Source organism: Sulfurimonas sp. NW15, from assembly GCF_051132285.1.
GTDB lineage: Bacteria > Campylobacterota > Campylobacteria > Campylobacterales > Sulfurimonadaceae > Sulfurimonas > Sulfurimonas hydrogeniphila.
This window is the reverse complement of the sequence record NZ_CP093237.1, coordinates 1171085-1193598: the sequence shown is the minus strand read 5'-3', so window position 1 is coordinate 1193598 and position 22514 is coordinate 1171085. Positions and strand designations below refer to the sequence as shown.

Annotated in this window: 30 protein-coding genes; 11 read left to right on the top strand and 19 right to left on the bottom strand. The window is 37.6% G+C overall.

The features are described from left to right. Nucleotide 1 precedes the first annotated feature (1 nt). Nucleotides 2-580 carry an adenylate kinase gene (locus MLC52_RS06070; RefSeq protein WP_346388745.1) on the top strand — a complete coding sequence of 193 codons (579 nt, stop codon included), beginning with the start codon at nucleotides 2-4 and terminating at the stop codon, nucleotides 578-580. 11 nt (nucleotides 581-591) lie between these two features. Continuing rightward, nucleotides 592-2037 (top strand): tRNA uracil 4-sulfurtransferase ThiI, encoded by a 1446-nt coding sequence (gene thiI, locus MLC52_RS06065; protein WP_434579615.1) that lies wholly within the window; start codon nucleotides 592-594, stop codon nucleotides 2035-2037. A gap of 7 nt (nucleotides 2038-2044) precedes the next feature. Here the strand turns inward: thiI and adk are convergent, their stop codons facing one another. Beyond that, nucleotides 2045-2695 (bottom strand): adenylate kinase, encoded by a 651-nt coding sequence (gene adk / locus MLC52_RS06060; protein WP_151900354.1) that lies wholly within the window; start codon nucleotides 2693-2695, stop codon nucleotides 2045-2047. Then, nucleotides 2692-2991 carry a hypothetical protein gene (locus MLC52_RS06055; RefSeq protein WP_151900355.1) on the bottom strand — a complete coding sequence of 100 codons (300 nt, stop codon included), beginning with the start codon at nucleotides 2989-2991 and terminating at the stop codon, nucleotides 2692-2694. The genes adk and MLC52_RS06055 overlap by 4 nt, the downstream gene beginning before the upstream one ends. Nucleotides 2992-3050: 59 nt before the next feature. Between MLC52_RS06055 and MLC52_RS06050 the strand changes: the two genes are divergently transcribed. From MLC52_RS06050 to MLC52_RS06040, 3 genes are all read left to right on the top strand, one after another. Then, entirely contained in the window at nucleotides 3051-3782 is a 732-nt protein-coding gene (locus MLC52_RS06050; RefSeq protein WP_434579613.1) for a competence/damage-inducible protein A, read from the top strand. Nucleotides 3783-3933: 151 nt separating this feature from the next. Then, entirely contained in the window at nucleotides 3934-4545 is a 612-nt protein-coding gene (locus MLC52_RS06045) for a DUF6166 domain-containing protein (RefSeq protein WP_434579611.1), read from the top strand. 11 nt (nucleotides 4546-4556) lie between these two features. Next, entirely contained in the window at nucleotides 4557-4748 is a 192-nt protein-coding gene (locus tag MLC52_RS06040) for a hypothetical protein (protein ID WP_151900358.1), read from the top strand. A gap of 1 nt (nucleotide 4749) precedes the next feature. On the opposite strand, the gene MLC52_RS06035 is transcribed toward MLC52_RS06040, so the two are convergent. After that, on the bottom strand, nucleotides 4750-5253 hold the full coding sequence (locus MLC52_RS06035) for an ankyrin repeat domain-containing protein (protein ID WP_434579609.1): 504 nt from the start codon (nucleotides 5251-5253) through the stop codon (nucleotides 4750-4752). Nucleotides 5254-5350: 97 nt separating this feature from the next. Here MLC52_RS06035 and MLC52_RS06030 point away from each other — a divergent pair, with 97 nt between their 5' ends. The 3 genes from MLC52_RS06030 (at nucleotide 5351) to MLC52_RS06020 (ending at nucleotide 7676) form a co-directional block, all read left to right on the top strand. Beyond that, a complete protein-coding gene (locus tag MLC52_RS06030) occupies nucleotides 5351-6550 on the top strand; it encodes a tetrahydrodipicolinate N-succinyltransferase N-terminal domain-containing protein (RefSeq protein WP_434579607.1) in 1200 nt (399 codons plus the stop codon). Between the two features lie 119 nt (nucleotides 6551-6669). Beyond that, nucleotides 6670-7332, top strand: coding sequence for a hypothetical protein (locus MLC52_RS06025; RefSeq protein WP_434579606.1), 663 nt, complete (start codon nucleotides 6670-6672; stop codon nucleotides 7330-7332). Between the two features lie 38 nt (nucleotides 7333-7370). Continuing rightward, nucleotides 7371-7676: a flagellar basal body protein gene (locus MLC52_RS06020; protein ID WP_346388738.1), complete on the top strand. Its 306-nt coding sequence runs from the start codon at nucleotides 7371-7373 to the stop codon at nucleotides 7674-7676. Here MLC52_RS06020 and MLC52_RS06015 read toward each other — a convergent pair whose 3' ends face one another. From MLC52_RS06015 to MLC52_RS05965, 11 genes are all read right to left on the bottom strand, one after another. Next, on the bottom strand, nucleotides 7677-8999 hold the full coding sequence (locus tag MLC52_RS06015; protein ID WP_434579604.1) for an SH3 domain-containing protein: 1323 nt from the start codon (nucleotides 8997-8999) through the stop codon (nucleotides 7677-7679). A 9-nt stretch (nucleotides 9000-9008) separates the two neighbouring features. Beyond that, nucleotides 9009-9668 (bottom strand): LexA family transcriptional regulator, encoded by a 660-nt coding sequence (locus MLC52_RS06010; protein WP_151900364.1) that lies wholly within the window; start codon nucleotides 9666-9668, stop codon nucleotides 9009-9011. Nucleotides 9669-9889: 221 nt separating this feature from the next. After that, entirely contained in the window at nucleotides 9890-10012 is a 123-nt protein-coding gene (locus MLC52_RS06005; RefSeq protein WP_269138909.1) for a hypothetical protein, read from the bottom strand. A 3-nt stretch (nucleotides 10013-10015) separates the two neighbouring features. Continuing rightward, the gene (locus MLC52_RS06000) at nucleotides 10016-10486 is read right to left on the bottom strand and encodes a tRNA (cytidine(34)-2'-O)-methyltransferase (protein WP_151900365.1); all 471 of its coding nucleotides are present in this window, start codon (nucleotides 10484-10486) and stop codon (nucleotides 10016-10018) included. Next, the gene (purU, locus tag MLC52_RS05995) at nucleotides 10486-11322 is read right to left on the bottom strand and encodes a formyltetrahydrofolate deformylase (protein ID WP_346388736.1); all 837 of its coding nucleotides are present in this window, start codon (nucleotides 11320-11322) and stop codon (nucleotides 10486-10488) included. The genes MLC52_RS06000 and purU overlap by 1 nt, the downstream gene beginning before the upstream one ends. Beyond that, on the bottom strand, nucleotides 11323-11649 hold the full coding sequence (locus MLC52_RS05990) for a CiaD-like domain-containing protein (protein WP_151900367.1): 327 nt from the start codon (nucleotides 11647-11649) through the stop codon (nucleotides 11323-11325). Beyond that, nucleotides 11640-11888, bottom strand: a complete 249-nt coding sequence (locus MLC52_RS05985) for a tetratricopeptide repeat protein (protein WP_151900368.1) — start codon at nucleotides 11886-11888, stop codon at nucleotides 11640-11642. The genes MLC52_RS05990 and MLC52_RS05985 overlap by 10 nt, the downstream gene beginning before the upstream one ends. A gap of 11 nt (nucleotides 11889-11899) precedes the next feature. Continuing rightward, nucleotides 11900-12967 carry a 3-isopropylmalate dehydrogenase gene (gene leuB / locus MLC52_RS05980; protein WP_151900369.1) on the bottom strand — a complete coding sequence of 356 codons (1068 nt, stop codon included), beginning with the start codon at nucleotides 12965-12967 and terminating at the stop codon, nucleotides 11900-11902. Then, a complete protein-coding gene (locus MLC52_RS05975; protein WP_151900370.1) occupies nucleotides 12968-13474 on the bottom strand; it encodes a 3-isopropylmalate dehydratase small subunit in 507 nt (168 codons plus the stop codon). Nucleotides 13475-13605: 131 nt separating this feature from the next. Further along, complete coding sequence (flgG, locus tag MLC52_RS05970; RefSeq protein ID WP_151900371.1) at nucleotides 13606-14394, bottom strand: flagellar basal-body rod protein FlgG; 789 nt, start codon at nucleotides 14392-14394, stop codon at nucleotides 13606-13608. A gap of 149 nt (nucleotides 14395-14543) precedes the next feature. Further along, nucleotides 14544-15365, bottom strand: coding sequence for a flagellar hook-basal body protein (locus MLC52_RS05965; protein WP_418641386.1), 822 nt, complete (start codon nucleotides 15363-15365; stop codon nucleotides 14544-14546). A 139-nt stretch (nucleotides 15366-15504) separates the two neighbouring features. On the opposite strand from MLC52_RS05965, the gene rpoD reads away from it, so the two are divergent. Both rpoD and MLC52_RS05955 read left to right on the top strand, forming a co-directional pair. After that, nucleotides 15505-17346 carry an RNA polymerase sigma factor RpoD gene (gene rpoD / locus MLC52_RS05960; protein WP_434581610.1) on the top strand — a complete coding sequence of 614 codons (1842 nt, stop codon included), beginning with the start codon at nucleotides 15505-15507 and terminating at the stop codon, nucleotides 17344-17346. A gap of 8 nt (nucleotides 17347-17354) precedes the next feature. Next, nucleotides 17355-18041 (top strand): hypothetical protein, encoded by a 687-nt coding sequence (locus tag MLC52_RS05955; RefSeq protein WP_151900374.1) that lies wholly within the window; start codon nucleotides 17355-17357, stop codon nucleotides 18039-18041. Nucleotides 18042-18050: 9 nt separating this feature from the next. On the opposite strand, the gene MLC52_RS05950 is transcribed toward MLC52_RS05955, so the two are convergent. Genes MLC52_RS05950 through hemL form a run of 3 tightly spaced genes read right to left on the bottom strand, consistent with a single transcriptional unit; the run spans nucleotide 18051 to nucleotide 20185 of the window. After that, complete coding sequence (locus tag MLC52_RS05950; RefSeq protein ID WP_188109948.1) at nucleotides 18051-18557, bottom strand: hypothetical protein; 507 nt, start codon at nucleotides 18555-18557, stop codon at nucleotides 18051-18053. Further along, nucleotides 18541-18900, bottom strand: coding sequence for an AtpZ/AtpI family protein (locus tag MLC52_RS05945; protein ID WP_346388732.1), 360 nt, complete (start codon nucleotides 18898-18900; stop codon nucleotides 18541-18543). The genes MLC52_RS05950 and MLC52_RS05945 overlap by 17 nt, the downstream gene beginning before the upstream one ends. Further along, nucleotides 18893-20185: a glutamate-1-semialdehyde 2,1-aminomutase gene (gene hemL / locus MLC52_RS05940; RefSeq protein WP_434581609.1), complete on the bottom strand. Its 1293-nt coding sequence runs from the start codon at nucleotides 20183-20185 to the stop codon at nucleotides 18893-18895. The genes MLC52_RS05945 and hemL overlap by 8 nt, the downstream gene beginning before the upstream one ends. Nucleotides 20186-20297: 112 nt before the next feature. Between hemL and MLC52_RS05935 the strand changes: the two genes are divergently transcribed. Beyond that, complete coding sequence (locus MLC52_RS05935) at nucleotides 20298-21182, top strand: hypothetical protein (protein WP_346388730.1); 885 nt, start codon at nucleotides 20298-20300, stop codon at nucleotides 21180-21182. A gap of 9 nt (nucleotides 21183-21191) precedes the next feature. Here the strand turns inward: MLC52_RS05935 and MLC52_RS05930 are convergent, their stop codons facing one another. Then, nucleotides 21192-22118 (bottom strand): HpcH/HpaI aldolase/citrate lyase family protein, encoded by a 927-nt coding sequence (locus MLC52_RS05930; RefSeq protein ID WP_434581608.1) that lies wholly within the window; start codon nucleotides 22116-22118, stop codon nucleotides 21192-21194. Continuing rightward, nucleotides 22108-22455 (bottom strand): c-type cytochrome, encoded by a 348-nt coding sequence (locus MLC52_RS05925; protein WP_151900378.1) that lies wholly within the window; start codon nucleotides 22453-22455, stop codon nucleotides 22108-22110. Before MLC52_RS05925 ends, MLC52_RS05930 begins: the two co-directional genes overlap by 11 nt. Nucleotides 22456-22514 lie beyond the last annotated feature (59 nt).

The following is a 22514-nucleotide window of genomic DNA, read 5'->3' as shown; positions in this document are numbered from 1 at the left end:
TATGTCGCACACAAAAAAACTCTTTCTTATTATCGGAGCTCCAGGCTCCGGTAAAACTACAGATGCTGAGCTCATAGCACAACACAACCCTGATATCACACACTACTCTACCGGTGATATGCTGCGAGCCGAAGTTGCCAGCGGGAGTGAACGGGGCAAAGAGATACACAGATATATCTCAAAAGGCGAAATTGTTCCTATAAATATCGTTATAGAGACAATCATCAATGCTATAAAATCTTCTCCGACTGACATTATTATCATTGACGGCTATCCAAGAAGTGTGGAGCAGATGCTTGCACTTGATACCTACCTGCAAAAGCATAAAGATATTGAACTTTCCAGTGTTATTGAGGTAGAGGTAAGCGAGGAGACAGCCAGGCAAAGAGTGCTTGGACGCGCCAGAGGTGAAGATGATAACAACGAAGTCTTTAACAACCGTATGAAAATCTATATGGAACCTTTAGGGCAGATTAAAGATTTTTATACGCAAAAAGGCATTTTAAAAGTCATTTCCGGTGAGCGAAGTATTGAAGAGATAGTTCACGAAATGGAAAGCTTTATTCAATCAAAAATCTAAAGGCCTCAACGGTGCAAAAATTCATTTTAAAACTTTTCCCCGAAATTATGATCAAAGGACCCTCTGCAAAACGCCAGATGGTCGGTCAACTCTACAACAACCTGCTCACAATTTTACAGCGTATAGACACAAAAATCGAAGTCAAAAAATTCTCTGACAAAATGGAAGTTTTAACCCCCGAAGATGTTTTGCCCGAGGTAAGACAAAAACTTTTGGATACTCCCGGCATTGAGCAGATTCTTGAAGTGCTGCAGTTTGACGACATGGATACTATTGAGAAAATCAAAACAAAAGTATGCGAACTTGTTGCCGATTCTTTAAATGACAAGACATTTGTTGTCAGAGTAAAACGAACCGGAAAACATACTTTCAGTTCCATAGATATAGAAAGAACAGTAGGCGGGCATCTTTTGGCAAACTCAAATGCAAAAAGTGTTTCTTTAAAACATCCCGATGTGATTATACAAATGGAACTCATCCAAAATCAGCTCAATCTCATTACCACAAAGTACAAAGGACTCAGCGGATTTCCTATTGGCACACAGGGCGATATTCTCTCTTTGATGTCCGGTGGTTTTGACTCTACTGTGGCTTCGTATCTGACAATGAAACGGGGTATAAAAACGCATTTTATTTTCTTCAATCTTGGCGGTATGGCGCATGAAATAGGTGTGAAACAGGTTGCACTCTATCTTTGGAACAAATTCGGATCTTCTCACAAGGTCAAATTTGTCTCCGTTGCCTTTGATGATGTGCTTACAGAAATTTTCAGAGCAACACCGCCGACATACATGGGTGTTATGCTCAAACGTTTAATGCTCAGAGCATCTGAACAGGTAGCCGATGCTATGGAGATTGATGCCCTTGTGACCGGTGAGAGTGTTGCGCAGGTATCAAGTCAGACACTTCGTAACCTTGCGCTCATAGACCAGGTAACGAACAAGCTTATTTTGCGTCCTCTCGCAACAATGAACAAGCCCGAAATTATGAACATGGCCAATGAAATCGGCACACGCCATTTTGCTGAAAGTATGCCCGAATACTGTGGTGTTATTTCTCAAAATCCAATTACGCACGGTTCTTTCAAGCGTATGGAAAAAGTGGCAGAAAAATTTAACTATGATATACTTGATGCAGCAGTGCAAAATGCACAATATTTAAGTATTGATGAAATAATAGATGACATTACAAATCTGGCACCTGTTGAAGTTGTTCATACTTTGAAAAACGGTGATTTTACGGTGATAGATATTCGTCCGGAAGAAGAGTGTATTGCGCTTACATGTAACACGCTCAAGATACCTTTTCACAAACTAAAAACAGAGTTTGACAAGCTTCCACAGGACAAAGAGTATCTTCTGTACTGTGACAAAGGCATCATGAGTCAGCTACATGCACAGTACTTGCGGGATGCCAAAGGCTGTGAAAATATCCGGGTCTACCGACCCGAATCATAGCAGACGGTTATTCACCGAGTTGTGAAACAATCGCTTTTTCAACATCTGCAATATCAGCAGTGCCGTCAACTCTGATATATTTGATATTCGGATTTTTTTCAGCCTGTGCTTTGTAGTAGTCTATGAGCGGTTCTGTCTGCTCATGGTAGACTTTCAGTCTGTCCTGTACCACTTCTTCTTTGTCATCATCACGCTGTACCAAATCTTCACCCGTTTCATCATCCTTGCCTTCTACTTTTGGCGGATTGTAAACAACATGATAGGTTCTCCCACTTGCCAGATGCGCGCGTCTTCCTGACATACGTTTGACTATCTCTTCATCCGGTACATCTATCTCTATTACGGCATCAATCGCAATTCCTGCATTAGTTACTGCATCAGCCTGAGGCAGTGTACGAGGAAACCCGTCTAAAAGATAGCCGTTTTTACAGTCATCCTGCGCAATTCTGTCTTTGACAAGTCCTATAATAATCTCATCTGTCACGAGCTGTCCCGCATCCATAGCCGCTTTTGCCATTTTTCCCATCTCAGTTCCCGCTTTGATTGCGGCACGAAGCATATCGCCTGTAGAAATCTGCGGGATATTGTACTTCTTGGTTAAAAACTGCGCCTGTGTCCCTTTTCCTGCACCCGGAGCGCCTAAAAGAATTATTCTCATTTATTTTCCTCCTCTTCTTTAAATCCAAAATCTTCTTCATCTTCACACTCTTGAGCAGCCAATATGTCCGCTACAAGCTCTTTTGCCTCTTCTTCTTCCATATCACCGTTTTTAATGTCTTCTATAACATCTTCGAGGTCAGATTTGAATTCACGGAGTTCTTCTATTTCCTCTTTGGCATCCTGTGTTGCCTCTTTGTTTCCGGCTATCTCTTCAAAAATCTCATCGAGTCTTTCTGTAATATCGGGAATAACACTTTTTGTCAGCAGTTCTTCTAATTTTTCTATATGTGACATTTTCTGTCCTTATTAATTGTTTATGAAATAATACTATAATTATGTAAAAAAGTAATGCTATGAACTTTTATGCAGTTATTATTGGAACAGAAATTCTTAACGGAAGACGCGTTGACAAACATTTTGAATTTTTAAAAAATGAACTTGCAAAATACGGGCATGAACTTTGTGCCTCTTTTGTCATCAAAGACGATGTCGGACTGATGAAACGCACCTATAAAATGATACGCGACGACAAAGAAGCAGTGATGTTCTCTTTTGGCGGCATCGGTTCGACTCCCGATGATTTGACACGGGAGGTGGCCGCGGAAGTTTTCAGAAATTCCAAGCCCGTAACACATGAAAAATTCAAACAAGACATTATCAAAAAATTTGGTGACGAGGCATATCCTCATCGTATCCACATGGCGGAGATACCGCCAAATGCAGAACTTCTGCCAAATCCGGTAAACAACATGTCCGGTTTTACTTTAGACAGGAGGTTCTTTTTTATGCCGGGTTTCCCCTCGATGTCCCATCCAATGAGCAGTGAAATAATAAAAAAATATTTTTCACAGGCAAGAAAAAAATACAGATATACACTGCTGGCAGAAACAAGTGAAAATACACTCATTGATGTTATGCAAAAACTCCCAAAAAACATTGAGCTTTCTTCCCTGCCAATTTTTATACAGAACAAACCGAATGTGGAACTCTCTTTAAGCGGAGAAAACAATGAAGAAGTAAAAAAATATTTTGATATGTTTCAAGAGGAACTTTCACGCAAACATATACCATTTAAAAAATTATAAACCAAAGAATTTTATCATGTTAGTTTGATTATTGGTACTTTTATTGCTTTTATCTCTTATATATGTTGTTTATCTTAACACCTCATAAAAATGAGTTTAAAGAAAAAGAGGAACAGCACTACATTTTTAACATATAAGAGAAAATAAAACTATGGCATTAATAATGAACAACCATGTCTTCAAAGGGCATAAGACTTTACTGGGCAATAAATTTGTAACATATAAAGAACTGAACCTCCCGAGTCGTACCGATATATACCAATACGCCAAGAACGGTTTTGACTGGGGAAACACCTCAAAAGGTGCCTTGCAGCTTGCTTTTGCAATACTCTACCAACTCAGCAATAAAGAAACAGCACAGATGTATGCAAAAGAGTTTTGTGAAGATGTTGTCAAACAGCTTAATTCCCGCGACTGGGTTTTAGAAGCTTCAAATGTTCTTGCCTGGATGGATACGAATTGTACTACAGTTACTGAGATACAGCAAAAAAAAACAAAACAAAAAAGATTAAAACCTGCAAACAGAAAAATCAAAAAAGACAAATCAAATGTTGTCAAAGATATTTGCAAAGAGCTTCAAATCACACAAAAACAACTCGCCGAAGTCCTTGAAGTACCCGAAGGAACCGTCAGCAGCTGGGCTGTTAAAAATGAAATTCCCAGACTCGGCAAAAAAGCCATAGAATTTTATATACAAAATACAAAAAACCAAAAAATCGTTGACAGCTACAGAAGTTTTATAGAACTTCTGCAAGCATCATAACAAGGATACCATTGAAACCAAAAGACGAAGTGACAAGAAGTTTGTTAATTGACAAAAATACATGGGATGAAGCGATGAAATACTCACGCAGTCGCTACAAAATGAGCCTGAGCAAAGTTGTTGAATCTTTGCTTCAGGAATGGCTTGCCAAAGAGAAAAGGAAACCTCTCGACAACACAAAACAAAAGAAGTTTTTTGAATAAACTACCTTGCATATCCGGTATTTTTAGGCGTAGTTTCATCATAGTCAAAAAGTTCGAGTATGCTCTTTTTATTCATTTTTCTGGCAAAATCTACGGCACTGAAACCTTTTAAGTCCCGTACATTTTTGTCAGCACCATGTTTTAAAAGAAGTTTGGCAATTTCAACTCTTCCGTAACATGCTGCACCCATCAATGCGGTAAAACCGCTTTTCCTTGTCGTTTCATTTACTTTTTTACCCTGCTCTATCAGATGTTTGACTATTTCAATTTTATCATAGGTAATTGCCATATCAAAAATACTGACACCTTCATCATCGCAGTCAAAAATGTCTGCCCCGTTGCTTATGAGCAGCATTATTGTCTCATCTGAGCACTGTGCACGTAATGCACAGGCAAGTACAGACTCTCCCGCCTCATTCTTTTGGGAAAGTTTCCCGCCATTTTTTATATGTTTTTTTATACCAAGATAATCATCGTTTTTTAGTAGTTCAAGCCAAGTGTTCAAAATATTCTCTTTTTATTTTATTATTTAAATTATATACTAAACTTCGTTAGTAGTTTTTAAGTATAATTGCAAATCAAATTAATTAAGTGAGAATTCAATGGACGTTATTCAAACAGCAGATGCATTTAAAGCATTGGTAAACAATATTAAAACAAACACAACCGGATACAAAGATCCTTTGGCTTTTGGTATAGCACGAGTAGACTTGGGACAGTTAAATGTCAACAAGTCTCTTCAGGCGACCTACCCGGTAATTAACTGGGATGAAAATTTTGGCAGTGCCGCGATTTTCATCCAGGCGCTTGCAGACCAGGGAATTACAGTAGATTTTACACAAAATGAAGTCGTATGTGACATAAATTTACAGTTTTTAAAAGATTGTCTCAATGCTTTTACCCCTTATTCTGACGAAGCACACGGTGATGCACACAAAAACATTCAAGTAGTTTCAGCACTCTATTCTCAAATAGTAAACAACGGAAGTCTTGAAGGCGAATTCAAAGTATGCTTTATATTTGAAGATGCGCCTTGCGAAAGTGTAGAAGCAACCTATCTAAAACTGTATGCAATTTCTCTTGCAAAAGTAGGACTTCGCGAAATCAATCTTAACGGTGCCTTCGGTGCATTGCCGAATGTTGCATGGTCTAACGGACAACCGATAGAACTTGATTATTTACGAGAGTTTGAAATTGAACTCAAACTTGCAAATGAGTATCCGCATATTGATTTTGTAGACAAATTTCCAAGATTTTTACAGCACATTATTCCTGCAGACAATACACGCATACTTGACACTTCCAAAGTACGTTTCGGTGCACAGCTTGCAGCCGGGACAACTGTAATGCCGGGGGCTTCATACATCAACTTTAATGCAGGAACAACCGGTGTAAGCATGGTGGAAGGTCGTATTTCTTCTTCTGCGATTGTTGGTGACGGTTCTGATGTCGGAGGCGGCGCTTCAATTCTTGGTGTTCTTTCAGGGACAGATGGAAATCCGATCAGTATCGGCAAAAACTGTCTTTTGGGAGCCAACTCTGTTTGTGGTATTCCTTTGGGAGATGGCTGTATTATAGATGCCGGTCTGGCAATTCTTGAAGGAACAAAAGTAGGTATTTACCCAACTGAACTTGAAAAAATCAGAGAAGTAAACAAAGGCATAACTATTGAAGGGGAAATTTTCAAAGCAAAACAACTCTCTTTTTTCAATGGACTTCACTTCAGACAAAACTCTCTAACCGGAGAAATCACTGCATCACGATCTACTCGAGAAATTAAACTCAACGCTGACCTGCACTAGGTTTAGATAAATATTGAAGAACTGTTCTTCAATATTTATTATATTTTGGCACTTAGCTGCTTACACTCTGCTAACAGATTTTTTTTACAATACTGCAGATATCAACAAAAGGGGAAATCATGAAAAAAACTATTATCAGCCTGTCACTTATCACTACTGCCCTGCTTTTTGGAAATGACAATATCAATACGACACAGTTTTTAAACAGCGCGATTGAAGATGCGTATGACATACATGACACATTTAAGAACAAAACAGATACTCTGCTAAAAAGTGATGAAGCTTTACAGGCTTATGCCAAAGAAGTTGTAAATTTTGAATCAAAACTTGAAACATTTCCAAACAACAGCACAAAAGAATTTCAATCAACAAAAGATGCACTCAATGCCTTGGATGATGTAGAACAGTTAAGTACACAAATAACAGTATTGGCAAAAACAACAGCTTATCTTGCAGCACATCAGGCTGACAATACAAACGAGAGCTACAATAATACTATACAGACAATGTCAAAAACAATACTCAGACTTTCCGATGATATTGGCACTATGGCAGATAGAATTGGTGAAATGGCAGACAGAATTGTACAAACACAAGAAATTCAATCCAAAAACTACACTGCAACCCTGCAGTTATCTCAATATGCTATGAATCTGGCTTCCAACCAAGGCGAAGCTTCCCGTAATATGTCAATAAACAACTTAACAACTTCTATGTCAAATAATATGCAGATTCAAAATATGAATCAAAACAATCCCCAGGGCAGTATTCCTATGCGCTAAAACTTTATGCTATAATTAGAACATATGAGGAGGCGTTTATGAGTATTTCAAATAATATTGCATCCATTCAGGCAAATACAAATGTCCTGAATGTCACTGCAAATAATATTGCAAATGTCAATACAGAAGGATTTGTCCCAAAAGATGCAAAAATATCCACTCAGTCTAATTCTTTACATGTAAACATAAGAGAAGCAGACAACAACGGTTCAAAAAAGAGTCAAACGGATTTGGCAAAAGAGATTCCTGATGAAATTATTGCCCAAGAGAGTGTAGCAGTGAATGTCAATGTCATTAAAACCCAAAATGAGATGATGGGAACACTTTTGGATATAAAAACATAATTAACGGGTCACAATATTCATACTTTTGAGATTTTTTAAAAAAGAGGCACTCTCATCAAAGTCAGACAAGTTACTTCCCATTTGAAGAGTGCTAAAAACTGTTTTACCAATGATATATCTTCCCTCAACGCCATGCCTTAGTGTTTTTATGCCCCAGAGATTTTGAAAAACAACTATCTTGTTGTTTTTCGTTCCAACATACAAAGCTATATGCCCTTTTCTGTACAACAGAGTTTCAAAAGGGACTCCGTATCGTTGAATCATTTTTATTTTTTTCTCATCAGAGATATTTTCTAAAGATATGACTTTGCCTACTCTGCTTTGCTGATAAGAATTTCTTGGCAACCAGATACCAAACGGTGCAAAAAAATCTCTTAGCGTAGAAGAACAATCTCTCTGATTGTATATGCCACCCCATCCGTAGTTTACATGTAAGAGTTCGCCCATTACAAGATTGATGTTTTTTGCATTAAATTTCAGTATTCCCTTATGTCCGATTTTCCTATTGACTGAAGTGTTTACACAATAGGGTTCTTTCAACATGTATTCTGCTATAGTTAAAATGTGAAACTCTTTTTGATTTTGGCTGATGATTGGAAACATTGTTCCCAGAGTGGATTTAAATAAAAAATCTTTTTTGGGTGTATACAAAGGAACATTGTCCTGTAAAACAAATACCTGTTGTGCCTTTTGCCACATTTCTGCACATTTCCTGTCCATATAGACAATGTCTCGTACGTGTACCCATCCGTAAGCAAAACTGGACTTGACAAATACCCACTCTCTGTCTTTTGAATAGTGTGAAACAAAAAGCGGCTTATTTGCGGCAACGGTAGAGTTTTGCATGTAGTCAAAAGGAAAGCCCTCGCCTGCTTTATTCGGGTCTCTCAAAACCGGCCTGGTGGTAGGAAAAGCTCTGATACTCACCTTTCTCAGGGTAATTGCCTGTTTGTTTACACTGGAATAGGCTTCAAAATTAGAATTATTTTTTATTTGTTTAAAAAAACTATCATCAAGTGGCTGTAAATTTTCCCCATAACTGTTTGTTGCATCAAATAATTTATATGCCCACATCGCATTTTCTAACGGAATATCCATGCTGTCAATATTCCACGGCTGAAAATACATTGTGGCAAATTTTTCTAATGACGAAATATAGCCCTTGTTTATGGCATGTGCATACTCTGAAACATCTTGGGAAATTCCGCTCAAACCTTTGATATATTCTGCTTTTGGCAACTTCTTATGAGAAGCAGTCTGTGAGGTTGTCTGCGAACATCCACTTATCAGGACAAGCGCTAAAGAGAGATACAGATACTTCAAAAAAATCCTTTAATCTACATCACCAAATCGGCTGACAACCCTGCCAACAACTTCAACCTGATTTGCATCAAGTGTTTGTGTACTATAGACAGAATTGTCAGAGATTATATCAAGTTTTCCGTCAATTCTCTTTTGTACACGTTTTATAAAAAGTCCTGCTTCGGTTCTTATGGTAAAAATACCGCCGCGATTGATATCTGTCTTGCTTCTGTTAATAAATACAATATCATTATAACTAAAAGTAGGCTCCATTGAGTCACCCGAAACATTAATAGCTTCTATATTTTGCAGCTCTTTTTCCCCACCGAGCATAAATACAAACTGCTCAGGAATTTCAAGCTCTTCTATCTCTTCAGACTCTATGTCACTTCCTCCTCCTGCACTGGCATTGATGTCGGAAAAGTATTTGACCATATAGAATTTATTTGTTGCTTCAACCAAACTTTCAGGAGACTGTCCATACAAAAGCCAGTTTATAGAGATACTTCTTTTGGCACAAAAATCCAGTAATTCGTTAAATGGAATTTTGTTACGTCTTTTCATTGTTGCAAAATTCATCTGCGAAATACCCAATACCGCAGCAACATCTTTGTCAAAAACTTTTTTCGGAGCAACTTCATCAGAGATAATGCTTTTAATCTCTTCTACTATATCCAAGAAACTATTCATTTTGAACCCTTTTTATATTGATTTGCAATAGTATAGTCTAAAAATCAAAGAATGTCAAAAAATATTTGACAATTTGAAATATTTTTTATATTTTTTTTGAATTGTTGTACTATTAGTACATATTTATATAAAGGATGAAAAATGTCATTACTTATAAAAAATGCAGAGAGTTTGTTTGAAAAGTTTGAAAATCATTTAGAAAAATGGGCAGAAAAATTATTTTAGGATTTGAGATCTTTGTCTTTTTCACGTTCTTGCGATTTTGTTTTGTGATAGCCGGCAAATATAAAAACCATAAATAAGACAAACAAGAGTGTCATAACCGTATCAACCAAACTGTTCATTGCTTACTCCTCGGTAAAGGTAGAATAATTTTGACGGATTGCATCATAAAGAATTATTCCCGTGCTGATAGCAAGATTAAGACTGCGCCCGTCTTTTGTCATAGGAATAGTTATATTTTGTGCTTTATATTTGTTTAACAGATCTTCCGGTATTCCTTTTGTCTCACTGCCAAAAAAGATATAATCACCTTCTTTGAATTTGGCATCAAAATAGGGTTTGTCCGTTTTTGTTGTAGCAAAATAGGCATTATCAGTTATATCGTTACATGTAAAGAATTCATCAATACTTTCCCACACTTTCAAATCAAGCTTATTCCAATAATCAAGACCTGCCCGACGAACAGCTTTTTCATCTATATCAAAACCTATAGGTTTAATTAAGTGCAGCGAAGCCCCTGCATTGACACAGAGTCTGCCTATCGCTCCGGTATTGTTTGGTATTTGCGGATGTACCAATACTATGTTGAATGCCATTAAAAAATTACCGTTCTGTTTGCATAGGTAAAAATTCTGTCTTCGAGAGCCAGTTTCAATGCTTTGGAAAGAACTACTTTTTCAACATCTCTGCCGGCACGCTGCATATCTTTCCAGCTGTAGGCATGTGTTACATGGATTGTCTCCTGTGCGATAATAGGCCCTTCGTCAAGATTGTTGTTTACAAAGTGTGCTGTCGCTCCAATGATTTTCACCCCTCTGTCGTAGGCTTGTTTATAAGGATTTGCACCTATGAATGCCGGTAAAAACGAATGGTGTATATTTATGATTTTATTTTCAAATGTTTCAACAAATCTTGGTGTCAGGATTCGCATATATTTTGCCAGAACTATAAAATCAACTTCTTTGTAACTTTGAATAGCCTCAATAATTTTACTTTCATGTTCCTGACGCTCCAATCCCTGATGAGAAATCGTGATATAAGGAATATCAAACTTTTTTACAAATGATTCCAAATTATCATAATTGGAAATAACCGCTACAATATTTGCCTCAAGTTCACCCGCTTCATGACGGATCAGAATATCGCCAAGTGCATGAATCTCTTTTGTTGCCATTATTATGATGTTTTTTTTCTCAGGTTTTACAATTTTTATGCCGGAGTGTTCAGGCAATACTTCGTGTAAAGCTTTAAGCAGTTCTGTATTATCAACATTCCCGTCAACAACACTACGCATAAAAAACTTGTTGCTTTCCCTATCAACAAACTCACTGTTGGACAGAATATTCAGATCATAACTGTAAAATATACTTGAAACTTTATGTACAAGTCCTTTTTCATCATTTGCATCTATTAAAACTCTATATTGACTCATCTACAGATTTCCTTTTTCCAGCTTTTCAACACGGGCGTCTATTGTTGCCAAAGTATATTCTAAAAAGTTAAGTGTCATGTCTACTTTGGCTTCAATATTTGCATTATTTGGCGCTTGAAAACCTTCAAAAAGGACCAAAAGCCTCTCTCTTATGGAGTTCAAATAAATTAATTCACTTTCCATGGATGTATGCGCATCATCTTTTTGCTGCAGGCGTTCTTCGGTTTCCTCAGCAAAAGTTTCCTGTTGCACTTCTTTTACACTCTCTTGCGGCAGTTCATCTTCCATTTCAGCCAGTGTTGACAATATGACATCTTTTAGTTCCATGCTTTTAATAACCACCTTTCAAACTCTTTGAACTCAACTTCGGAATCCATCTTTAAAAAATACTCTTTCATTTGAACATTTACATGTAAAAACTTTTTTCTCATACCGGAGAGTCTTCGTATAGCAATTTTGGCATCACTGTTATTTGGGTCTTTTTTTAAGACTTCCTTATAAATTTCCAATGCCTCTTCTTTTAAACCTTGCAGTTCATAAATATTTGCCAAAGTCAGAGTCTGCATATGAAATCAGCCTACTTTTCTATGTAGTTTGCAATAATTGAGCCCATTTCACTTGTTGAGCAGACTTCTTTTGCATCAAACTGAGCCAAGTCACCTGTTCTGTAGCCTTCGCTTAATGTTTTTTTGATGGCATTGTCAATTTTGTTGGCAGCCTCTTCTTCATTAAGTGCATATCGAAGCATCATTGATGCAGAAGAAATAGTTGCTATAGGATTTGCAATCCCCTGTCCTGCAATATCAGGAGCTGAACCGTGAATAGGTTCATATACACCGATTTTAGCACCGATGGAAGCGGATGGCAGCAGTCCTATGGAACCCGAGAGCATACTTGCCTCATCACTTAATATGTCGCCAAATATATTTCCTGTAAGCATTACATCAAACTGTTTTGGATCGCGGATAAGCTGCATAGCGGCATTGTCCACATACATGTGAGAAAGTTCTACTTCCGGATACTCTTTTGCCACTTCTTCAACAGTTTCTCTCCATAACTGGGAAACATCCAAAACATTTGCTTTGTCGATGGAACATACACGTTTGCTGCGAGTCATTGCAATTTTAAATGCCTGATGGGCAATACGCACGATTTCATCGCGTGTATACACCATAGTGTTCCAGCCTTTGGTTGCATCGCGTCCTTTTGGCTCACCAAAATAAATACCGCCGATAAGTTCGCGAACCACCATTAAGTCAACACCGCGGACGACTTCCGGTTTTAATGAAGAAGCATTTACGAGTTCATCATATACAACTGCCGGACGCAAATTGGCATACACACCAAGCTCTTTTCTAAAACGCAAAAGACCGCTTTCAGGACGCTTTTCACGTGGAAGAGTGTCCCATTTTTCACCGCCGATAGCACCAAAAAGAACAGCATCGGAATTCAATGCTCCGGAAATTGTCTCTTGAGGAAGCGGATCACCTGTAATGTCATACGCACATCCACCCATTAATAAATCTTCATATTTCAGAATAAACCCGCTGTATGATGCAACTGCATCCAAAACTTTTACAGCCTCGTCAATAATTTCAGGACCAATTCCATCACCTTTTATCAGTGCTATTTTGTATGATTTCATCTATTTTTTTCCTTCTACTTCATTTTTTGCAAAGTTCATTAAACCGCCTGCATCTATCAGCTCCTGCATAAAAGCAGGGATCGGAGTAAATTTATATGTTTTATCTGTACTTTGGTTTGTGATTGTGCCTGCATTCATATCAATACTGATTGCATCACCCTCCTGAATCTCATCTGCTTCTTTGAGTTCAAATATAGGCAGCCCCATATTAAATGCATTTCTGTAAAAAATTCTGGCAAATGTAGGTGCAATGATGGCAGCAACACCGGCAGCTTTTAATGCAATCGGTGCATGTTCACGAGAACTTCCGCATCCAAAATTTTCGCCTGCGACGATAACATCCCCGGGAGACATTTTATTTACAAATTCAGGATCAGCATCTTCCATTACATGTTTTGCCAGTTCTTCTGGTACTGAAGTATTTAAATATCTTGCAGCAATAATCAAATCGGTATCTATATCTTTTCCAAATTTCCAAACTTTTCCATTTATGTTTGCTTTTTGCATCTAAAATCCTATTGTTTTTACTAAATAATTTTGCGATTATATCTAAAATGTTATATGAAGTTAATTAAAAAATAATTTTACAAAAGAACTGCATTAATATTAACAAATATCAATGCAGTTGCACAGCTATGTTATCGCTTGAGATTGTTTGTAGTTTGAAGCATTTCGTCACTGGTGGTAATGATTTTTGAATTTGCATCATAGGCACGTTGACCGGTAATCAAATCTGTCAGTTCAACTACCAGTTCAACATTACTGAGTTCCACAAACCCCTGTCTCAGTGTCCCGAGCCCATCAATACCGGGAATCCCTTCAACCGGTTGTCCCGAACTGTCTGTTTCAAGATAGAGATTGTCACCCATGGCATGCAAACCGGCCGGATTTATAAAATTTGTTGTTTGAATCTGTCCTATCTGTGTTGCCTGCGTCTGCCCGGGCTGAATCACTGTCACTGTTCCGTCGGTACCGATATTGATATTTGTCGCATCAGGAGGAATTACAATCTGTGGTACCAGTGTGTATCCGTCACTGTTGACAATCGTTCCGTTTTGATCTATTTTGAAAGAACCGTTTTTAGAGTAAACCTGTGTCCCGTCAGGCAGTTCCATTTTAAAAAAACCTCTGCCCGTAATAGCCAGATCCAGATTGTTGTCTGTCTGTTTTAAAGATCCTTCGGAGAATATTTTATTTATTGCCGTCGGACGGACACCTAAACCAACTTCAATTCCGGTAGGACTTTTGGTTGTATCACTGGTTGATGTTCCTGCATATTCCATCACATGATACATCAAGTCAGCAAATTCTGCACGGGATTTCTTAAACCCAATAGTGTTCACATTGGCAATATTATTGGCCGTCGTATCAATTTGTGTCTGCATCCCCAACATTCCTGTTGAAGCTGTATAGAGTGATTGCATCATTTTGTTCTATCCTTAATTTTATTTCATAAAATGAAGGGAACCGTTTGTCCCTTTCAGTACGCCAAAAGAAGTAATTCTTTTAGCTGCGTTAACACTGGGCTTCCTTCGGCAGGAAACCCACGCAACTGGTTGCTCTTAAAAAAGTCATGTTATGCTTTTTTCGCAAGTTTTTCTATTGCGTCTCTGTTCATGTCATTCATTTGAGCGTCCATTACCTTTTGATACATTCCTACGAGTCTGTTTGTTTCTATGAGCTGTGTCATCATTTTTACTGCATTTACATTGCTTTTTTCCACAAAACCCTGTCTGACTGCACCACTTTGTTCAATACTTGTTAAAGAGTCTGTATTTGGAAGTTTATAAAGATTGTCTCCCTCTTTGATAAGATCTTTGATATTTTCAGGCTGGGCAATAAATAATTTTTTATTTTCCACCAGAGAGAGACTGTTTGGAACATTGGTAAAAATCTGCCCATTTTTATCTACTTCTATAACACTGTCCATTGTCGCAAAACTGATTCCCTCTTTTGACTTCTGATAATCACTTGGAAGTACCTCATACCCCTGTTTGGTAATGAGCTTTCCTTCATCATTGAGGGTAAAAGCACCGTCACGGGTAAGGCGTATGCCCTCGGGGGTTTTTACTGCAAAGAACAATCCCTCTCTAGAAAGTGCAAAATCCAAAGAGTTTGAACTTTTTTGCATATTTCCAACAGAATAGTCAGTATAAGAGTCTACTATCTGCGGTGCCCGTGTCATTGTTCTGTTGAGAAATGCCGCACCCTCTTTGGAATTGTCACTATTTGGAAGCTCATCTCTGGCCTCTTTATACAGCCGCATAAAATCACCGACAATAAGCTGATCTTCTTTAAAACCGTTTGTATTCACATTTGCCAAATTATTTGCAATGGTATCAAGTCTGTTAAACTGCGTTACCATCCCGGCAGCAGAACTGTAATAGCCTGTTTGCATTTATTGCCCCTGTATTGATTTACATGTAATAAGCAATGTCCGTTCCAACAAAATTTTATTCAGAAAAAAGCATCTGTTAAGAATATTTCGGTATAATCCACCTTTTAAAAACCTTAACTCAATTGGAGCACCCTCCCATATGACAGCAAAAGAACTCAACAAAGCTTTAGAGACCTTTTTTGAAGAGCACAAGTCCAAAGATTGTGTCACTTATGAATCTTTAATCGAATTTTTTGACAAACAGCCTACAGCTGCTCAGGCAAAAAATATTTATAAACTTCTCCAAAAACACAAAAAATGTATTTATACATCCAGCGAACATGCTAAAAAACTAAATGACCAGGAAGCAGAAGCACGCAGAAGCGCCCAGCGAAAAATGCTCGAAGACAATGAGACAGACAAATTTGATATTTTAAAAGAGCATGAACTTCTTGAATGGTCCCGCTCAGATTCTCCTGTTCGTATGTATCTTCGGGAAATGGGACAAATTCCACTTCTGACAAAAGAAGAAGAGATTGAAATCTCCAAGAAAATAGAAGCCGGAGAAAGCATCATTATAGATGCCATATGTTCTGTTCCCTATTTGATAGATTTCATTCTAGACTACAAAGAACCTCTTATCAACCGGGAAAGACGCGTCAAAGAACTCTTTAAAAGTTTTGAAGACGAAAAAGATGACGGAGATGATGATACAGATGATGACTCTGCAGAAAAAACATTGTCTGTAAAAGACAAAAGCAGAGTTGAAAAAGTATCTACAAGTTTCAAAGCTTTGGAAAAAGCGAAAAAAGACTGGGTAAAAGCCACAGAAAAAGCACCTGAAAATCTTGACGGAGAACTTACAGAAGAAATTGTGCATTACTACTTGACTGTAACATATAAAAAATCTGTACTCAAAGAAAAACTTCTTGACCTCGGACCTACTTCAAAGCTTATAAATGAATTGGTAAAAGCAATGGAAACAACACTCAAAAGTGATGAAGGGTACGATAAAGAGTTGAAACGTTTAGAGTACAAACTGCCTCTTTTTAATGCCACATTAAAAGCAAATCATAAAATTTTAGTGGAAAAGATTCAGGATCTGACAAAAGAAGATATTGCCAATATGGTTCCTGAAGCAACAATGGTTTCAACCTATATGGAAATTAAAAAACTGGTACAGACAAAAGAGGCTTCAAAAAACAGCTTTGATATGGAACCGGAAAAACTTGCTGATATTTTAGAGCAGATCAAACGCGGTAAAAATATCTCGGAAATTTCCAAAACAAAAATGGCAAAATCAAACCTGCGTCTTGTAGTTTCCATTGCCAAGCGCTATACCAATCGCGGTTTGCCTTTCCTCGACCTTATCCAGGAAGGAAATATCGGTCTTATGAAAGCAGTTGACAAATTTGAATATCAAAAAGGATACAAATTTTCAACCTACGCAACATGGTGGATTCGTCAGGCTATTTCCCGTGCTATTGCCCATCAGGCCAGAACAATCCGTATCCCTATTCATATGATTGAAACGATTAACCGTATCAATAAAATTATGCGTAAACACCTGCAGGAAAACGGAAAAGAGCCGGATGTTGATACAATTGCACAGGAAGTCGGCTTATCAGTTGAAAAAGTCAAAAATGTCATCAAAATCACCAAAGAGCCTATCTCTCTTGAAGCTCCTATCGGCAGCGAGGATGACGGCCGTTTTGGAGACTTTATAGAAGATAAAACATCTCTTTCTCCTTCTGATGCAATTTTAAAAGATGACTTGAGAATTCAGATTGAACAGGTTCTTGAGCAGTTAAACGAAAGAGAAAAAGCCGTTATCAAACTCCGTTTCGGAATTATGGATGATGAGAGTGACAGAACACTCGAAGAGATTGGGAAAGAACTCAGTGTAACCCGTGAGCGTGTTCGTCAAATTGAATCAAGTGCCATCAAAAAACTCAAACATCCTAAAGTTGGACGAAAACTCAAAAACTATATCGAAGAATAATGATGAATATGACATTGGAACAAAAATGGATAGAAAACGATTATAATCCATTTATTTTATTCCGTTCTAATGGAAAAATAATTTCTCTCAATACAGAAGCTCAGTTTCTACTGGGATCTGTCCAGCCCAGTGAACTTTTTAATCTTGCCCAAACCTATGCCAACATAACCTTTGGCTTCAAAACAACCTTTTTGGAACTGGAATACGGCAGATATAAATTTTTTGCCATTACGGTCGGCTATGAAGACGAAGAGTGTATAGGTATCAAACTCTACCAGGCACCAACCTACAAAATAAATACAAAAAAACCTGACGGTGAACTCACAAATATATTTACGATTACGGATTTGTGCATTGCTTCAAATTCCATCAGTTCCGAAATAAATTTTATTAAAAACTATGACCCGACTATTCCTGATGTTGTTGTCAATGCCAACAATTTAATCAAATTATTAAATTTTATATACAAAGCATCTCAAAAAAGCAGAGTTATTGAAACAAAAATTTCCTATATTGTTGGAGAATATATCAAGTTTCATGATAAAAAATATGGTCTTTTTTCTATCTCCGTTATAGCGGACAACATTGACAGTGAAATGTTGCCAGACATCAAAATGCTCGCTGATAAATATGATTTTTATGTAGAAATTACTAAAAAATCAATATCCATACATCTTCCAATCATAACACACTGATCTTTGCCCTTAAGCTAAAACTTCTTTAGAGACCAAAGCACCGGTTACAATTCCGATCAAAAGAGACGGAAGGTAATATGCCAACTCCAGTACTTCATTGTTCTTCAAAGCTATAAATCCTAATATAAGCAGTATATAGGGTATGATTCGTATAATGGAAACACTTCCTCTGAAGCCATGTTTTGCATTTTTCAGACTTAAAGTCTTTATTTTTGCTTTTTCTTCTTTGACAATCTGCTTTAAATCAAGCTCTTCTGCCGGAGTATTATTTATACTGTCGTCTTCGTAAAGTCCATGCGGATCATCTATTGTGTCAAGCAGATCTTTTTCGTCTTCATATTCTTTAGTATCAACCTTGTTCTGCACCATTTTTCTATAAGAAAAAGAGGAACCGAGTATAATCAAAAAAGCACTTAAGAATGCAATTTCGATATTGAGAAATATTTTTTGAGAATAAAAATATGTGATAAAAATCAGAATCTGTACCACAAAAAAAATACTAATAGTTTTTTTCACCGTAATCCTCATCCTCATCATCTTCAAGCTGTTTTTTTATCGCATATCTGTCTTCTTTTGCCAGTTTTTCAAATTCTTTGTATTGTTTTGAATATGCTTTGTAGATATTTAATATTGCTGCTGCAACTCCAATGAAAACACCTACCCAAAAAAGCCACTCGATACCTGTCCATCTTTTTAACAGCCAGCCAATACCGACACCCAACAGTACCGCCACAACCATGGAGATACCCAAAGAGAGACTGTCTGCTGCCTCTACAATAGGCTTTATTCTTGGTTTGCGTTGCCCCGGGGCATTCTCTCTGGCTTCGCTATTCACCTTATCCTGCGTGTCATCAGACATTTGTTATTTCCTTAAATACTTCGGCACTCGCCTGTATTGTATTTTCTATCATTTCATCAGTAATTGCCGTGGAAATAAATCCTGTTTCATACAAAGAACAGGCAAAGTAGTGTCCGCGCTCAAGCATGCCGGTATGAAACTTTGCAAAAAGTTCTGCATCACTCTTTGCTGCATCACTAAAGTTTTTTACAGGTTTGTCATTAAAGAAAAAACCGAACATTGAACCTCTTGTATCTACCTGCATAGGTATATTGTACTTTGCAGCGGCCCTTTGCATCCCTTCAACCAGTCTTTTGGCTCTTTCGTTTAAAACATCAATCACTCTTGCATTGTTTTTGAGTTTCATCAGAGCAGTATATCCTGCTGCCATTGCCACAGGATTGCCGCTTAAAGTTCCGGCCTGGTACACAGGACCTTCAGGTGAGAGCATTGCCATTATCTCTGCGCGCGTACCAAAGGCACCGACCGGCATACCGCCGCCTATCACCTTTCCGAGTGTTACTATGTCAGGTTTTACCCCTGTTATGGACTCGGCACCGTGAACACTTGCGCGAAATCCGCTCATCACTTCATCAAACAAAAGCAGAGTACCGTGTTCGTCACAAAGCTTTCTGAGTGCATGCAAAAACTCTTTGTCAGCCGGGACAAGTCCCATATTGCCTGCAATTGGTTCTATAATCACACAGGCAATATTGTCGGAGTCCGCAAAACATTTTTTGACACTCTCTATATTGTTGTATTCCGCCAAAAGAGTATGCTTTGTAAAATCAGCCGGAACACCGGGACTTGAAGGATTCCCAAAAGTCGCCGCACCGCTTCCCGCTTCGACCAAAAGAGCATCACTGTGTCCGTGATAGCATCCTGTAAACTTCACAATATCATCACGCCCTGTAAAGCCGCGTGCCAAACGAATAGCACTCATAACAGCTTCTGTTCCGCTGCTTACAAAACGTACTTTGTCAATTGAGTCAAAAAAGCCGACAACAAGCTTTGCAAGTTCTGTCTCTGCCAATGTCGGTGCGCCAAAGCTCAAACCATGCTTTACGGCATCAATAACAGCAGCTTCTATAGCTTCATCACGATGTCCAAAAAGTAAAGGTCCCCAACTTTGGACATAATCAATATACTCATTCCCGTCTACATCTTTCAAGTAGGCGCCTTTGCCCTCAGTGATAAACAGAGGTGTTGTACCCACACTCTTAAATGCTCTTACCGGTGAATCAACCCCACCCGGGATTAAACGCTGTGCCTCTTCAAATGCTTTTTGTGATGCCTCTGTATTCATTTGCAACCTTGTATCTCTATTTTTTTATAATTATATCTAAGTATTGCTAAACGACAGCAACACTATTAATATTGATTTGATATAATCTCACAAATTAAATAATGGATTATTTTTGAACAGATCTTCTTTTGCCTTTTTCGTTGCTTTACTGATACATCTGCTTCTGTTTTTGCTTTTGTGGATAGTGTGGACTTTTACACCGGATACAGAAAAAAAAGCAGTTCCCAAAGAAAAAAGAATTAAAATATCTCTCAAAGAGATGCCAAAGAAGCATAAAAAATCAGGAATAACAAAACAAAAGCCCAAACCTTCGCCCATTGTTCCGCCAATGCCAAAAGGTTCCCAGCTTAAAAAAATAGTAAAACAAAAAACTGTAAAATATGAACCAAAGAAAACACCCAGAAAACCAAAATTAAACAAGCCGAAAAAAACAAAAAAAATCATCAAAAAAACAGTGAAACAGCCAAAGGTCAAACCTCTTCCGACAAAAAAATCCTATATTCCTTTAGAAAAAAAAGCCCAACCAAAAAAAATAAAAAAGCCAGAGGAAAAGCCAAAAAAACTCTCCTGGCTTTATGAAGACAAATCTGCCCAGGAAACAAAAAGTGTCAGGAAAAAAGCCACACACAACAACAGTAATATTTCTCAAAATATCAAAAAACTCTACGGCGATGAATTTGGCAAACTTACACCAGGACAACAGCAGTATATTTTAGATAATCAGGAGATTATGCGTAGAATTACCCAACAGGTCCTTAATCGTGTTGCAAGAGTCAATATCCCACGGGGTTTACATGTAAACAGAAGTAATGTAATAGAATTCTACCTGCATCCAAACGGAGATATGACAGGTTTTCGCTTTATTTCCAAGAGTGGCTACTATATTCTTGATGATACAACCAAAGAGACTATAGAGTATGCCTACAGCAGATACCCAAGACCAAAAGAGACAACACTGATACGATACAATGTATTTTATAATCTAGCAGGATATTAAGCCAGGCACTTAAGCTGTTTGTGCGGCCAACAGTTTCAAGGCACCTTTATATATCGGCTCATCAATAAACCCATACTCTTCATCTACAAAACCGGTAATACCCTCATCACGATGCATCTCAAAGAGTTTCACAATGATTTTTGCCCTTTTTAGCTCTTCTTCTGTATCTACAAATATTTTATGTACAAGTTTCACCTGTCCCGGTGAGATACAGGCTTTTGCATCATATCCCATCTCTTTTTCAAGCAGTAACCATTGTTCAAAAGTTTTTAAATCTTCAAATTCCTGAAACACAAAGGAAACAGGTTTTACTTTCATAGCTCTGGCTGTAATTAAAAAATGTGCAAGCATATATTTCACAGTCGGATTCTGCAGATTAATCAAACTCTGTGAAAGCCCCATATCGGCAAACAAATCTAAAATCCCAAGATAAAACACTCCTACCCTTTTGTTTATTTTCAAAGAAGAAAGATTATGCCAGGCCTGGGCTGTTTCTATAGAAAGATGCAAGTCTATGTCATCATGCAAAAGAGCCAGTACATTTTTTACTTCTTCTTTGTTTTTAATTTTTGGTACACGGACAGCATCAGGCATAAACTGATTAAGATAGGCAATTTCATCATAGCCACCCTTATCCAAAGCATTCACTCGAACAACCAGTTTCTTGTCACTCTTTTTAAGTTGAGAGAGAAAAACAGCTGCCAAAGCGAGAGCAAAAGGTTTGTCTTCTTTGCTTACACCATCTTCCAGATTTAACATAATGCACTCTGCTTCAAGACTTTCTATTTTAGAAAGATGTTTAATATTATGACAAGAAAGCATCAATACTGATTTAAAACTGTTTTTTTTGTTGATGTGGCGAAATGTTGGCACAGCCAAAGCATCAAGTGCAGCCAAGTCCCTGTTTTCGTACGCTTGTGTAATTTTACTTAACATCTTTTTTCTTCTTATCGTTTTTGTGCAGATACAGATACAATGCCTGAATTTCTTCTGTCGTTAAAAAATATCTCGGCATGCCTCTTTTCCTTTGGTTTAAAACTCTATAAAAACTATCGAACTCAATGTTGTTAATTCTTGGGCCGACAAAACTTTTTTTCTTTTTTTTATGCACATAGTCAGCTATGACTTTCCCTTCCCCGTTCTCTCCGTGACAATTTTGACAGCCTATGCCTCTTGGGTTTTTATAAAGTTGTGAAGCATATTCCATCGGTGTTATAAAAGTGCTTGAAGCGTATACAAACAGGGGAATCATTAAAAAAAAGATATGTTTCATCATTAGCCTAATATTATTTTAAAAGGGTATAATATCAAAAAATTTATTTAAGAGGTTTA

Excerpts from the sequence above, each read along its gene's own strand:
- purU (WP_346388736.1), bottom strand. The coding sequence starts at position 11,322 with ATGAGTCAATATAGAGTTTTAATAGATGCAAATGATGAAAAAGGACTT.
- MLC52_RS05945 (WP_346388732.1), bottom strand. The coding sequence starts at position 18,900 with ATGTCTGATGACACGCAGGATAAGGTGAATAGCGAAGCCAGAGAGAAT.
- MLC52_RS06045 (WP_434579611.1), top strand. The coding sequence starts at position 3,934 with ATGGCATTAATAATGAACAACCATGTCTTCAAAGGGCATAAGACTTTA.
- MLC52_RS05985 (WP_151900368.1), bottom strand. The coding sequence starts at position 11,888 with ATGCAGACTCTGACTTTGGCAAATATTTATGAACTGCAAGGTTTAAAA.
- hemL (WP_434581609.1), bottom strand. The coding sequence starts at position 20,185 with ATGAATACAGAGGCATCACAAAAAGCATTTGAAGAGGCACAGCGTTTA.
- MLC52_RS06050 (WP_434579613.1), top strand. The coding sequence starts at position 3,051 with ATGAACTTTTATGCAGTTATTATTGGAACAGAAATTCTTAACGGAAGA.
- leuB (WP_151900369.1), bottom strand. The coding sequence starts at position 12,967 with ATGAAATCATACAAAATAGCACTGATAAAAGGTGATGGAATTGGTCCT.
- MLC52_RS05925 (WP_151900378.1), bottom strand. The coding sequence starts at position 22,455 with ATGAAACATATCTTTTTTTTAATGATTCCCCTGTTTGTATACGCTTCA.
- adk (WP_151900354.1), bottom strand. The coding sequence starts at position 2,695 with ATGAGAATAATTCTTTTAGGCGCTCCGGGTGCAGGAAAAGGGACACAG.
- MLC52_RS05965 (WP_418641386.1), bottom strand. The coding sequence starts at position 15,365 with ATGCAAACAGGCTATTACAGTTCTGCTGCCGGGATGGTAACGCAGTTT.
- MLC52_RS06070 (WP_346388745.1), top strand. The coding sequence starts at position 2 with ATGTCGCACACAAAAAAACTCTTTCTTATTATCGGAGCTCCAGGCTCC.
- MLC52_RS05930 (WP_434581608.1), bottom strand. The coding sequence starts at position 22,118 with ATGTTAAGTAAAATTACACAAGCGTACGAAAACAGGGACTTGGCTGCA.
- MLC52_RS06055 (WP_151900355.1), bottom strand. The coding sequence starts at position 2,991 with ATGTCACATATAGAAAAATTAGAAGAACTGCTGACAAAAAGTGTTATT.
- MLC52_RS06005 (WP_269138909.1), bottom strand. The coding sequence starts at position 10,012 with ATGAACAGTTTGGTTGATACGGTTATGACACTCTTGTTTGTCTTATTT.
- MLC52_RS05955 (WP_151900374.1), top strand. The coding sequence starts at position 17,355 with ATGACATTGGAACAAAAATGGATAGAAAACGATTATAATCCATTTATT.
- MLC52_RS05990 (WP_151900367.1), bottom strand. The coding sequence starts at position 11,649 with ATGGAACTAAAAGATGTCATATTGTCAACACTGGCTGAAATGGAAGAT.
- rpoD (WP_434581610.1), top strand. The coding sequence starts at position 15,505 with ATGACAGCAAAAGAACTCAACAAAGCTTTAGAGACCTTTTTTGAAGAG.
- MLC52_RS06025 (WP_434579606.1), top strand. The coding sequence starts at position 6,670 with ATGAAAAAAACTATTATCAGCCTGTCACTTATCACTACTGCCCTGCTT.
- MLC52_RS06020 (WP_346388738.1), top strand. The coding sequence starts at position 7,371 with ATGAGTATTTCAAATAATATTGCATCCATTCAGGCAAATACAAATGTC.
- MLC52_RS06030 (WP_434579607.1), top strand. The coding sequence starts at position 5,351 with ATGGACGTTATTCAAACAGCAGATGCATTTAAAGCATTGGTAAACAAT.
- flgG (WP_151900371.1), bottom strand. The coding sequence starts at position 14,394 with ATGATGCAATCACTCTATACAGCTTCAACAGGAATGTTGGGGATGCAG.
- MLC52_RS05975 (WP_151900370.1), bottom strand. The coding sequence starts at position 13,474 with ATGCAAAAAGCAAACATAAATGGAAAAGTTTGGAAATTTGGAAAAGAT.
- MLC52_RS06010 (WP_151900364.1), bottom strand. The coding sequence starts at position 9,668 with ATGAATAGTTTCTTGGATATAGTAGAAGAGATTAAAAGCATTATCTCT.
- MLC52_RS06000 (WP_151900365.1), bottom strand. The coding sequence starts at position 10,486 with ATGGCATTCAACATAGTATTGGTACATCCGCAAATACCAAACAATACC.